The 12,855-nt window shown below is 48.7% G+C and carries 12 protein-coding genes; 8 read left to right on the top strand and 4 right to left on the bottom strand.

Annotated elements, in window-relative coordinates:
- Positions 1-62: 62 nt before the first annotated feature.
- A complete protein-coding gene (locus JFN88_RS06435; protein ID WP_199018517.1) occupies positions 63-1,823 on the bottom strand; it encodes a vWA domain-containing protein in 1,761 nt (586 codons plus the stop codon).
- A 227-nt stretch (positions 1,824-2,050) separates the two neighbouring features.
- Between JFN88_RS06435 and JFN88_RS06430 the strand changes: the two genes are divergently transcribed.
- Together JFN88_RS06430 and JFN88_RS06425 are read left to right on the top strand one after the other, a co-directional pair.
- A complete protein-coding gene (locus JFN88_RS06430; protein ID WP_199018516.1) occupies positions 2,051-2,203 on the top strand; it encodes a hypothetical protein in 153 nt (50 codons plus the stop codon).
- Positions 2,200-3,180, top strand: a complete 981-nt coding sequence (locus JFN88_RS06425) for a hypothetical protein (RefSeq protein WP_199018515.1) — start codon at positions 2,200-2,202, stop codon at positions 3,178-3,180. The genes JFN88_RS06430 and JFN88_RS06425 overlap by 4 nt, the downstream gene beginning before the upstream one ends.
- A gap of 79 nt (positions 3,181-3,259) precedes the next feature.
- Here the strand turns inward: JFN88_RS06425 and JFN88_RS06420 are convergent, their stop codons facing one another.
- The gene (locus JFN88_RS06420; RefSeq protein ID WP_199018514.1) at positions 3,260-3,652 is read right to left on the bottom strand and encodes a hypothetical protein; all 393 of its coding nucleotides are present in this window, start codon (positions 3,650-3,652) and stop codon (positions 3,260-3,262) included.
- A 212-nt stretch (positions 3,653-3,864) separates the two neighbouring features.
- Between JFN88_RS06420 and JFN88_RS06415 the strand changes: the two genes are divergently transcribed.
- Together JFN88_RS06415 and JFN88_RS06410 are read left to right on the top strand one after the other, a co-directional pair.
- On the top strand, positions 3,865-4,581 hold the full coding sequence (locus JFN88_RS06415; RefSeq protein ID WP_199018513.1) for a DUF421 domain-containing protein: 717 nt from the start codon (positions 3,865-3,867) through the stop codon (positions 4,579-4,581).
- Between the two features lie 115 nt (positions 4,582-4,696).
- Positions 4,697-5,254: an NUDIX hydrolase gene (locus tag JFN88_RS06410; protein ID WP_199018512.1), complete on the top strand. Its 558-nt coding sequence runs from the start codon at positions 4,697-4,699 to the stop codon at positions 5,252-5,254.
- A gap of 81 nt (positions 5,255-5,335) precedes the next feature.
- On the opposite strand, the gene JFN88_RS06405 is transcribed toward JFN88_RS06410, so the two are convergent.
- Entirely contained in the window at positions 5,336-6,355 is a 1,020-nt protein-coding gene (locus JFN88_RS06405; RefSeq protein ID WP_199018511.1) for a LacI family DNA-binding transcriptional regulator, read from the bottom strand.
- 486 nt (positions 6,356-6,841) lie between these two features.
- Between JFN88_RS06405 and JFN88_RS06400 the strand changes: the two genes are divergently transcribed.
- From JFN88_RS06400 to JFN88_RS06385, 4 genes are all read left to right on the top strand, one after another.
- Positions 6,842-7,756 carry an ABC transporter permease gene (locus JFN88_RS06400; RefSeq protein WP_199018510.1) on the top strand — a complete coding sequence of 305 codons (915 nt, stop codon included), beginning with the start codon at positions 6,842-6,844 and terminating at the stop codon, positions 7,754-7,756.
- Between the two features lie 113 nt (positions 7,757-7,869).
- A complete protein-coding gene (locus JFN88_RS06395) occupies positions 7,870-8,751 on the top strand; it encodes a carbohydrate ABC transporter permease (RefSeq protein WP_199018509.1) in 882 nt (293 codons plus the stop codon).
- A gap of 69 nt (positions 8,752-8,820) precedes the next feature.
- Positions 8,821-10,398: an extracellular solute-binding protein gene (locus JFN88_RS06390; protein WP_199018508.1), complete on the top strand. Its 1,578-nt coding sequence runs from the start codon at positions 8,821-8,823 to the stop codon at positions 10,396-10,398.
- Between the two features lie 125 nt (positions 10,399-10,523).
- Positions 10,524-11,873, top strand: a complete 1,350-nt coding sequence (locus JFN88_RS06385; RefSeq protein ID WP_199018507.1) for a glycoside hydrolase family 30 protein — start codon at positions 10,524-10,526, stop codon at positions 11,871-11,873.
- Between the two features lie 86 nt (positions 11,874-11,959).
- On the opposite strand, the gene rnhA is transcribed toward JFN88_RS06385, so the two are convergent.
- A complete protein-coding gene (rnhA, locus tag JFN88_RS06380) occupies positions 11,960-12,637 on the bottom strand; it encodes a ribonuclease H (protein WP_199018506.1) in 678 nt (225 codons plus the stop codon).
- Between the last annotated feature and the right edge of the window lie 218 nt (positions 12,638-12,855).

Raw genomic sequence — 12,855 nt, 5'->3', positions numbered from 1 at the left:
CTCTATGCCTCCCGAAACAATGGTTTCTTCTTTTCAACTTTTATATAGTCGTGAGCTGTTTCTTACACAAGATATTCTACGAAAATCGTCTTATCAACCTGCTGCAGGGCAACTGTAATCCGGTCACCGCTCTTGAGCTCCACACCGCGGCTCGCATCCAGTGTCCGCCCCGATCTCTCAATCGTACAGCCCGACTGATTCAATAGCCGGATGCGGTCATTGCTGCCTGGCAGGAACCGAATCTTCTCGGTCTCTTTCAGTTCAGGCGCCAGTTGCAGAAGCTGGTGAAGATGGAGCTTGCCCTTGAAGGCAGACAGCTTCTTGTATTGCGGGAAGGACTTGTCGCCAGTATTCTCGTCCCGTATCTCAACGACTAGCTGCCCGACAAATCCACGGCTGGCCTGTTTCATGTAACGCCAGATGAAGTAAGCTGCTGCCAACACGATGATCAGCGCGACTACACCGAGCAGAACCGGAACCAACGGAAACGGCTTGCTCTCCTCGCTCCCTGATACTATGCCCGGCTTGGCGCTCACCTTCACAGCTGCGGTCTCCCGATAAAAGCTCGATTCCTCGGCCTTGACTCTAATCTCGTAATCATGTTCCTGCGCAAGCTTGAATGTGCCTTCGAACTGCTCCCCCGTATTTTTCATATCGAATTGCTCAGTTGTTCCTGTATCCAAATCTTTGACGAGCAGGACAGCCTTCATGTTGCTGTATTGTGCCAAATCTTGAAGTTTTTTGCCGCTGCTGACCAGATAAGAAACGACATCAACCTGATCGCCTTTTTTGTAGGCTTTTGCAGGCAGCGGGTCGATTGCTAATTCCAGATCATAGTTAAACACGAGGTTGATGTCGATTTTGTCGCGGTTGACTCCTTTAATCTGCAATTTCCAGTCTCCTTCAGCCGGATGAAGAAGCTTGACGAGCGAATAGCTCTTGGACTTGGAGAGCAGAACATTATCCGACGGTACGGCTACAGCAGCTCCAGACGGGTCAACAAGCCTTGTCTCAACCGGCTTGGACGACATAATGGAGATGTTGGCTTCGAGCACGTTCGCATTCGGAACGGATACCGTCACATCCTGGAAAGCTCCGTTAGCTGAGATGGAACCGACGGGTACAATGTTCAGCTCCATATGGCTGGCAAAAATTTCGCTTAATATTTTCGGCAAATCATCCGCTGTATCGGTCGAGAATGATTTGGCCCCTGTTTTCTCGGAAATGGCAGCAAGCGCATCCTTGTTCAGCTTGCCATCCGCATTAAGCCCGATCGTATAGACGGGAATTTGGCTATTCCCCGCTTCCTTGAGCGCCTGCTCCATATCCTTGTCGGAATCGGCCTGCGTCCGTCCGGACTTGGGATTGAATTCGTTATTGCCGTCTGCCAGCACTACAATCATCGGCTCATGGCCTGTCCCCGCCCCGTCCTTCAAGATCTGTACCGCTTCCTTCACCCCGACAGCGATATCGGTGTAGGAGCCGCGGTTAAGCTGATCGATGAATCCTTTCAGATTCTCCTTATCCTCAGGCGAGCGGATTTCGAGCAAGGCTTTCTCCCGTTCGATCCGCTCCGAATAGGCAACGATGCCGACCCTGTCTCCCTTGGCAGACAGCATATCAATAAACAGCTTCATCGCCTCGTTGCCGATATTCCCCGGATCACTGCTGCTCATGGAATGGCTCACATCAAGCACCAGCACAGCATCGATTTGCGTTGAGGACGCCGCCGCGCGCGCTGCCGGCAAGCTGCCGGATACTGCAAGCACGGCGATGCAGAGCATTGCGATTATTAGTCGAAACCGGTCATACAATCGAATCATGGCTGAACTCCTCTTTCACGATAGTTTATACGTCAAGATCAACGTTTCTATGGGTTTCTATATGGTTTTAGCATCAATCGCCAAATTCCGGCACGATCAGATCCGCGGAACTGACAGGATACCACCAGAGCATGTGCGATTTAACATTGCCTCCTGGATGATGCTATACTAATTAGTATAGCGGATCGATGCTTACAAATCACTTTTGCGCAAGAGAGGAACTGCCTATGCTTACATACGTTTGTCTGGGACTATTGTTTCTTTTTGTCGCCTCCAGAGCGGCGGCCTATTATTTCCGCAGCAGACGAGCTCTATCTCCGGAGAAGTTGGACCAGTATATACTGACCATATTGCAAACCCGAGAGCGTGAGAACAAATGAACAAAAAAATCCCTGTTCAGATATCCCCTTATATTAGAACACATAATTCTTATCAAAAGCTTAAAATTTGCCGAAGCTGCGGAAATTTTACTGTGCTAGGCGATGAAGAATGCGGCGCATGCGGCAAAATGGCCCTCGTCCCGGTGGAAGATCGTGCGGCTGCATTGACCTCAGGAGCAGCTTGGCTGGAACGGCTCCTTGCTCTTGTATTATGGGGGGCCGCCATCGGCCTTGGGACGAATGACATGGAATGGGCTGCTTCGGGCGCTGCCGGCCTGATCTTGATCGTGCTGTTAATTGTGGCGCAAAACAAGTTCGCGGAGACACGCTACAGACATCAACTGACAAAGCTGTTCAAGCGAGGCGAGGATCAGCTTGTCGAAGGTTTGGGCATTGATCATGACGAGGCAATTGAAGTATTCCAAGAGGGCGATAAACCGCTTGCATACGAAATGCTGCGTGAAGTGGGCATGCTTGTCCGGACGGATCAGCTTCGGATGGAGCAAATTTTATTGCTGCAATCTTTCATTCTCCGCAAAGATATGGATTTGATGCTGGAGCCTTTGCTGACGCACAGATTCAGCCCTGATTTAGTAGAGTACATTGGAGAGCTGGCCAAGGTACGAAAAGATTTAATCAAGGAAAAAACATTCCGCTATGTGCTCGTCCATGAATTGCAAATTCTCCATATGGAGCAGGGCGAACAAATTTTGGCACGTGTAGCCGGAGCGGCAGTACGCATGAAGCGCTACGTTATTATGTATCCGCACCTGTTGGTGCGTTATGCAAGCAAGTTGCCAAAGGACCGTTTCCTCAGATTGTGCATGATTCTGAATTCTGACCGGACGCGAAATTGGGGCGAGGTAGGGATTGAAGTCTATACGGTTTTTAATGCCCGCTACAAGCATGATCCGGATTTCCAGTCGCTTGGCGGGATGACCTTTCTGGCTGACTCAACACGATACTCACGTTACTAGAAGAATCCATTTAGAAGATAGGGGTTGAAGCTGTCGGCGTAGAAGCTGCGAATTGTGTAAGCATACGTTGCTCTCGCATTCATTTTCTTTTCACAATTCTGATAATTCCCATTACAGCTTCCAAAATCAGGCCCGACAGCAACCCTGCTCCCACAAGCAAAAGAAAGACCATTAGACTGATCAGATCCTCCCAGCCTGAATTACCGGTCGTCAAGTAGCCCATAAACACAAGACCTACAGCAATCCCTACTGTCCCGCCCAGCCACAGCCACTTGGCTCCAAGCCAGCCGAACAAACCGTAAAACGCCGCCAGCAAACTCCCCAAAAGCAAAAGTCTGAGAGCGATTGCCGGGGAGAACGGCTGCCCCGCAAGACCGAATCGAATTCCCCAAAGCAACCCTGTCTGTATAAGCGCAGACCAGATGGTCCACGTCCACCACCTATTGCTTCTTGCCTCCGGCCAAGTGAACATCGCTGCCCCTCCTTTTCCTTGAAACGATTACCCATTATACGCGGGGAAGACCTGATTTGTTGCTGGCTCCACTTGCTATGATTCCATGTTAACTCTTCTTTTTGTCCGATGACTTGTTTTATTGGATGATTAGGTTTAATCTTCCGTATCGCTTCAACTGCAAATGGTTAACCTAACCATATTCCATCATAAGAAAAGGACAGGATGATTACATGGAGATTTGGAAGGATCTCGGCATTGTAGCCCTTCGAATAGCGACGTTGTTTCCGCTACTGCTTTGCGTTACTCTTTTTATGGGAAGAAGGTCGGTCGGGAAGCTGCCTGTATTTGACTTTTTGATTATTTTGGCCCTTGGCTCTGTCGTCGGGGCGGATATTGCAAATCCGCAGATTAAACATCTCCCGACCGCCTTCGCGATCGTCATGATCGGCCTTCTGCAAAAACTGGTCGCAGCACTCTCCATCCGCTACCGTACCTTCGGACGGTGGACTACCTTCGAGCCAGTCGTTGTCATACAGGATGGCAAAATAATGGAGGAGAATCTGCGGAAGCAAAAATATTCGGTGGATACGATTCTACAAATGCTGCGCGAGAAAGACATCTTCAATATTAGTGCCGTCACACTGGCGGTTCTGGAATCCAACGGCAGGCTAAGCGTACTTAAGAACCCTTCCAAAACCCCTGTGACGCCAGAGCTTCTGCAATTGCCCCCCGGGGAACCGGATGTGGCTTACCCTGTCATATTGGAGGGAAAATTCGAGCAGGAGGCTATGGCCAAACTCCATGTACAGCAAGACTGGCTGGCAAATCGCCTTCAGGAGCAGGGGGTGTTCCCGGAGGATGTCTTCCTTGCCACGCTCGACGGCAAACGCAAATTGACGATTACCCGCTATCAGGAAAATATTGAGCTTTCGCCTCTCCGCCACTAGGTTGTTAAACTTGTAAACGAATTACTCTGGGGCATGCCTAGGGTTGAAGAATTCGTCTGCGAGGACTATGATGGGAACATCAACGGCAACTATACTCGAAAATAAGGTGAATACGATGGATGCTAAATTTTGCTTAATGTGCGGAGCAGCACTCAAGAACCGGGATGTAGATGGGGCAATCAGACTGGCGTGTACAGCATGCAGCTATGTGCATTGGGGCAACTATAGCGTAGGTGTCGGGGCACTTGTAATGAAAGACGGGAAGCTGCTTCTCGTCAGACGCGCGCAGGAGCCGGGCAAGGGCAAATGGACAAACCCCGGTGGCTATATGGAGCAGGAGGAGTTAATTGAAGATACAATTGTCCGGGAAGTGATGGAGGAGGCAGGTGTCAATGCCCGTGTGCAAAGCATCGTTGCTGTCCGTGATCTTCCGCGTTCGATTCATAACATTTACCTGGCCTTCTCCATGGAATATATCTCAGGTGTTCCTATGCCTGATGGTGTAGAAGTTGATGATGCGGGCTTTTTCAGCCTGGAGGAAATGGAGCAGATGAATGTAGCCGACTTCACCAAATGGCTATTGGATGTCGCGCTCAAGCAATCTGGTACAGGACTGGTCAAGGACGAGGCCCCATTGGTTTCATTCCCAGGCTATGGTTTATTCAGGGTGTAAAGAGAAGAAAGCGTCCCCGTTTAGCGGAAGAGGGCGCTTTCATTTTTTTCTACTAGAATTAAAAGACTGCATTTTTGGTTTTTATTTCTTTTTCTGTATGTGATAGTTGCTCGACGCTCTGACAAGCAGTTCCGAATCGACGGTAAAGACTCTTTTATCCTCAAACTGATTTTCATTCATCTGGTCAATCAGCTTCTCGACGATAATCGCCCCCATCGTATATTTCGGCTGATTCACTGTACTGAGCCGCGGCGTCAAATATTTGCTGATCCGGTTGTTGTCGACGCCGACAACAGCAAGTTGCTCGGGTATGGCGATTCCCCTCTCTTCACAGGCTCTGTACACCCCAAGAGCCATCTCATCATTGGCGGCAAAAACTGCCGTAAAGGTCATTTTCTTCGCAAACAGACGCTCAATGGCCTCATAGCCGCCTGTTTCATTGAAATCTCCATTCTCCACAAGCTCCGGGCGGAACGGAATATGGTTGTCTTTGAGCGCCTTCAGGTAACCTTCCAGACGTTCGTAGCTGTCGACAGCCTCAGGATAGCCGCTTAAGAAAACAATATCACGATGTCCAAATTCAACCAGATGCTCGACCACATGACGTGAAAACTTGACATTATCCGTATAAATGCACGGAATCTTCGGATGATTTACGTTCCGGCCAATCACGGCAATATGATAGCCTTTGTCCACAACCCCGTAAATTTCCTCATCGGAAAGCTGGGGCGTAATCATAATGACCCCATCCATTGTACGGTCCATTAGCAAGGACAAATAATCCCGCTCCTTCTCCGCCTGATTCTCGGCATCGCAGATAAATACCTTATACTTACGCGCATAAGCCATGTTCTCAATGCCTTTAATAATTTCGGTAAAGTAAGCGTTATTAATGTCTTGGGCGATGACGCCAATGGACAGCGATTTTTGCAGACGCAAATTTTTAGCCGCAGCGTTAGGACGATAATTCAACTCATCGATTGCCTTCATGACTTTATTTCTAGTCTTGGCCGTCACGCTGCTGCCCTGATTCAATACGCGGGATACTGTGGCGGGCGAGACTCCGGCCTTAGCCGCCACGTCAATTATTTTCGCATCCATATATTCATCAACCTTACTGTATTTTTGTTTGACAAACGGCTTATGCGTAATTATAATTCAAAATAAAATCGATTTCAATAGTTGTTGTATGGCATCATTTTTTGCAATCGTTATGTCTCAGGGACTAGTCATCATAGGAAAGGGAGGACTTTTTTATTAATTTTAAAAGAAATCGATTTCATTTTTTGATGAAATAGTGTAGAATGATCTCGAACGAGTCGTTAAAAGGTAGTGTTGTTTAGTAATAGTGAAATCGATTTCAAATATGCTCCGTCCTGTATCAGGAGTCTAAGGCAACAAATAGTTGCAACCCCCGTTTTTCGCAGCGGGATGGTTTCTCGCCAGATGAGATCTCCGCTTTTCATCAGCGGGCGGCACACTTCAGTAATTTATTGTATCCGCTATCAATCCCATGATTTCCTTTTGTTTCTTTTATTGTTAACTAGCGGACCAGACATCAATATTGGCGATTCGAGGTGAGGGTTCATGTCAGGTTTGTTCAAAGAGCTAAGTAAAAACAAGGTCTTGTTCTTCATGATTTTGCCGGCGCTCTTATTCTTCATTACATTCAGCTATATTCCAATGATCGGTGTCTATTACGCCTTCACAAATTACAGCTTTGATGGCGGTTTGTTCGGAAGCCCGTTTGTTGGCATGCAGAACTTCAAGTTTTTATTCGAATCCGGTGTGCTGCTCAAGCTCACTAAAAACACAGTTCTCTACAATTTGGCTTTCATCTTCCTGGGGAATATCCTGCAGCTGATCTGCGCCGTGTTCCTGAGCGAGATGATTGGCAAATGGTTCAGGAAAACAACACAGTCGATCATGTTTCTGCCGTTTTTCATTTCGTTCGTTCTTGTAGGCGCATTCGTATACAATCTGTTCAACTTTGAAACCGGGGCTGTCAACGCGCTGATGCGTCAGTTGGGGCTGGAGCCTTATGACTTTTATATGAACACTACGCCATGGATATACATCATTATTTTCTTCAACATCTGGAAAGGCCTTGGATACGGAACGGTTATTTATCTGGCAGCCATTATGGGCATCAGCGATGAATACCATGAAGCGGCCAAGATCGATGGCGCCAACATCTTCAAGCGCATTCGTTACATTACGATTCCGATGCTCAAGCCCACTTTTATCCTGCTGATTCTTCTCGCGCTTGGCGGCATTCTGAAAGGACAGTTCGACCTGTTCTGGCAAGTGGTGGGCAACAACGGGATGCTATACGAGACGACGGATATTATTGATACTTACGTTTACCGCTCGCTTGCGATCAATTTTGATATTGGAATGGGTACGGCGGCAGGCCTGTATCAATCATTCTTCGGCTTCGTGCTTGTTATTTCAGTCAACTGGATTGTCCGCAAGGTTCAAAAGGATTACGCCCTGTTTTAGGAAGCTGCCCGCAGCGTAGACGCTCTTTACAAAACTCGCCGGCTCCAGCTAACGGTGCGGAAGGTTCCCTTGCCGGACGCTCCCAACTTTTCATTACGGAGGTGCCCTCTCTCATGCGTGCTGAACGCTCGACAATCGTGTTCAACATTATCGGCTACATTGTTATTTCGATTTTCACCCTGTTATGCGCCCTGCCTTTCTGGCTCATCATTTCCGGCTCATTCTCTGATGAGAACGATATTATAAGGGACGGCTTCAAGCTGATCCCGCAAAATTTCACTTTCGATGCTTATAAATCCGTGTTTCAAAACCCGGAGCAGATTTTCTCCGCCTATCAGGTTACCATTCTGGTTACACTTGCAGGTACCTTGCTGGGGCTGTTCCTGACGTCAATGGCCGGCTATGTGCTTTCGCGCAAGGATTTCAAATACCGGGATAATCTGGCCTTCTTCATCTACTTCACGACACTGTTCAGCGGCGGACTCATTCCATGGTATATCCTGATCGTAAACTATCTGGATTGGAAGGACAGCTTTCTGGCTTTGGTGATCCCGGGACTGATGAGCGCCTGGAATATCATCCTGATGAAGAACTTTATGAAGTCGATACCCGACTCCATTACCGAATCCGCCAAGATCGACGGCGCCGGGGAGTTCACGATTTACCTGAAACTAATTCTGCCGCTGGCTACGCCGGGCCTGGCAACCATTGGTCTGTTCCTCGGGCTGTCCTACTGGAACGACTGGTTCGCAGCGAACATGTTTATTACCACTGAATCCAAATACCCGCTGCAGTTCCTGCTTTACAAAATACTCGCTAGCGCCGCGGTACTGAAAACCGATATCGCCGGCAATCTCGGCCCGGACATGAAGCCGCCTGCCGAGACGCTCAAAATGGCCGTCGCCATCATTGTTACCGGACCTATTGTCTTCTTATATCCGTTTGTACAACGCTATTTTGTCAAAGGTCTCACTATTGGCGCCGTAAAAGGTTAAGCGCATTTGACTTATGCCGTAAACGGATGCCAGTTTTACAAATATGATGAATTCAGGGGGAGTAAATCGATGAAGAACAGGTTATTCAAATTGTTGACCTTATGTATCACCACAGCCCTGCTGACCACGTTGCTGGCGGCCTGCGCCGGCGGCAATAGCGGAGGCTCTTCCGGAGGCAGCGACAAACCAAGCGGTGGAAGCAATACACCTGCAACAGACAAAAAGCCGGACATTTCCAAAAAGGTAGAGCTGAATTGGTATCTGGTCGGGGATGCTCACAAGGATACACCAGAAGTAGTCAAGGAATGGAACAAATTGCTGGAGAAAGATTTGAACACAACCGTCAAGCTGAACTTCACAACCTGGAATGAATGGCAGACCAAATACAATCTGCTGCTCACTTCCGGCGAAAAGATCGACATGATCTTCGCTTCATCCTGGGCTGACTTCTTCAAATTCGCCAAGCAGGGAGCATTCCTTGATTTGACTGATTTGTTGCCGGTCTACGCTCCTGAGACACAAAAGGATGTTCCGGAGCATGACTGGAAAGATGTTACGATCAATGGCAAAATCTACGCGATTCCAAGCACACACCCGGAATATACACCGGACGGCATCGTATACCGCGAAGACTGGAGACGTGAAATTGGCGCTCCTGAAATTAAGGATCTGGATTCCATTGAGAAATACATGGAGCTTGTGAAAGAGGTGAAGAAAGTCACGCCTATCAAAGGAAGCGCATGGAACGAAGTAAACACGCTCTTCCGCACCTACAATGATTTCAAAAATATCGGCGGAGACAGCGGCGTCATCGTCGCAAAATCATACGACACGCCTCGCGAAGTGATCGCTTATCCGTTCACCGAAGAATTCGAAGAGTGGGTAAAACGGATGAAAACTTGGGCAGACAAAGGCTTCTGGCCTTCCAATACACTATCCATCAAACAAGAGTCCGGTGACTTCATCAAAACCAATACGGGTGCTGTCTACTGGCGGAATACACCGGGCGCAGCCGGATTCATCTCCGATGTCGAGAAGAACTACAAAGGCATTGAAATGGGCTACTTCCCGTTCTCCCGCTTCCATAACTATGTTGTACCGAACCTGGGAATCAACAACGGAATGGCAATTCCTAAAAATGCCGCCAACCCTGAGCGTTCTTTGATGGTTCTGGAGAAGCTGCGCAATGACAAAACTTACTATGAACTGATGACATATGGTCTGGAAGGCCATAACTATGCGCTAGACGAGAATGGAGCACTGGTCTCCCCTGCTCCAGGCAAAGATCCGGCGAAGGTTACTGCGTACGGAATTGCCAGTTGGGGTTGGAGAACAGACAAAAATGATCGTCCGTCCGCCAACCGCTGGAAAGGCGAAGATGCCCTTATTGAGGAATATAAGCAAATTGCAAGACCAGACATCTTCTCTCCGATACTGATGGACTACCAGCCTGTAAAAGCCCAATTGGCCGCGGTTAACCAGGTGTATCAGCAATTTGGCCAGCCGTTGATGCTGGGACTTGTACCGGATGTAGACAAGGCGATTGAGAACTACCGCAACAGATTGAAATCGGCAGGCGTAGATGCGGTTCTCGAATATGTGCAGAAGGAAGTCAACACTTACGCAGATACAAGAGGCCTGAAATAAACTTTTGATATTTCAAAAAAGGCAGCGCTTTAATCTGCGCGGCGGACGGACGGAAGTATCCAGCAGGAGCTTCCCTGGCAATCCGCGGCAGCGGGGCGCTGCCTGATTTGTAAGGAGGAACGATCATGCATCACTATGCACAAGCCTGGTTGAGCACAATCGATCAAGCGCAAGAATTGCAAAAGCAAAAGGAGATCGAGATTACGGAATTGCCTGCAATCAAGCAAATTACAGACCGAATCCTGGTTGATACACGGACACGGTTTCAGGATATGGACGGATTCGGCGCTTCTTTTACTGACGCATCAGCTTATCTGGTATACAAAGTCCTCCCCGAGGATGAACGGAAAAAGGTCATGAAACGCCTGTTTGATCCAAATGAAGGAATCGGCATCAGCTTCCTTCGCCAGGTTATCGGAGCGTCCGACTATACATCGGAAATTTATAGCTATAATGATTTGCCGGAGGGACAGGAAGACTTTGAACTCAAGCATTTCAGCATCGATCACGACCGGGGCTATGTGATTCCTGCCGTGCTGGAAGCCCTGCAAATTAACCCGGATATCAAAGTGATGGCTTCCCCGTGGAGCGCTCCCGGGTGGATGAAGACGACAGGACATATGGTGAAAGGCAAACTCCGTCCTGAATGCTATAGTGTTTATGCCCAATATTTTGTGAAATTCGTCCAGGCTTATGAGGAAGCCGGAATTCCGATCTATGCGGTATCTGTGCAGAATGAGCCGGGATATGAGCCAAAGGAATATCCCGGCATGCTTGTAAGCCCGGCAGAGGAAGCTGAATTTATCGGGAAGCATCTGGGTCCCGCCTTTGAACAGGCAGGCATTAAAGCCAAGATTCTATGCTATGACCATAACTGGGATGTGCCGCTTCATCCGCTGACCGTACTTTCAGATCCCGAAGCCTCACGCTATATAGCAGGGGTAGCATGGCACGTATACGGGGGGGAGCATGAAGCCATGTCCCGCGTTCAGGAAGCTTTCACAGATAAAGGTGTCTGGTTCACCGAAGCTTCCGGCGGCAGTTGGATTCCTCCGTTCCGTACCGCTTTCCTTGATCAGATGAAGCATGTCATCCGTACGACTCGCAATTGGTCCAAGACTGTCGTCTGGTGGAACATTGCCCTTGACGAACACAATGGCCCGACCGTACTGTCGAGAAGCACCTGCCGCGGACTTGTTCAGATTAACCAGCAGACGAGAGCCGTCAAGTATGAACTGGATTATTACACGATGGGCCATATCAGCAAATTCGTAAAGCCGGGCGCTTACCGGATCGAGTCGACCATGGTCCGCGACCAGTTGGAGAGCACAGCCTTCCGCAATCCTGATGGCTCAACCGTATTGATTCTCTCGAATCGGACGGCTCAAGAGCGCGTCATTGAAATCAATACCGGCAAAGGATACACCACCTACACACTTCCTGAAGAAGCAGCCGTTACGCTTTATTGGGCCTAATTGTTGGATATATGATGAAGCAGGGGCTATAGCCTGATGGTCTGTCCTGGACCAAAAGGCTATAGCCCCTGTTGTGATGGCTTTATCTATTTGCGGTCATAGTCCGCCTTAATCTCTCCCCACTGCTTCGTTTGCCACTTGAGCACTTTATTGTCGTAGGTGTTATTGCGAAGCCATGATTCCGCCCGTTCGATCAGCTCCCAAATTTGGCGGGTAGACGCATCCTTGACGAGCGTGGTCGATACCTTCTTCTCCCGCACCCATTTCAGCGCATTGAGCGAGTCGCTGTACACCGTCTTGCTGCTGCCCTGCTGCTTCAGATATCCAAGCCCATGTACAATCGCGAGAAATTCGCCCAGGTTGTTCGTGCCTTTGCCGATATTTTCATTGGAAAATAATAGTTGTCCCGTGCGGGTATCCACACCGCGATACTCCACCGGCCCCGGGTTTCCGTGTGTTCCGACATCGACTGAAATGCTGTCATAATCAATCTCCTGGGCAGAAGTTATTCCATCAGACTTGCGCTTGCTAGCTGCTGTACGAGATTTCCCCGTTGTATCGGCAGAAGCGACTCCTGCCTGACCGCCTTGTCCCCAATGACGGGTCCAGCCCTCCCGGAAAGCCTTGTCCGCTGCCGCCTTCGACTCATAGGATTTGTATTTGGCGCCCTTAGTGCCTGCCACTTGCTTCTGGCACTCTGGCCAACTCGTGTATACTCCGGGCTTTTTGCCTTCCCACACGACATAAAACTTCGATTTAGACATATTTCATTACCCGTCTTTCTGCTTAAGCTTCTGTCTGTCATTCTATCATTATTTGCAGATGTCTTACAATGTCCGATGTCCGGTACTGGCTGCTGCAAGGAGGCCCATTAGATCGCAGTTTACGTAAAATTGGGTGAAAAATTGTTTCATTGTATAATTAATCACAGCTTCATAAAACCTTTTGCGCTACAATAAGACTGTAAGCCTCAGGAAAAGGA

It is taken from the genome of Paenibacillus roseus (genome assembly GCF_016424485.1).
Lineage (GTDB): Bacteria > Bacillota > Bacilli > Paenibacillales > Paenibacillaceae > Paenibacillus_D > Paenibacillus_D roseus.
Note: the sequence above shows the minus strand (reverse complement) of the source record. Positions and strands in the feature narration are given on the sequence as shown.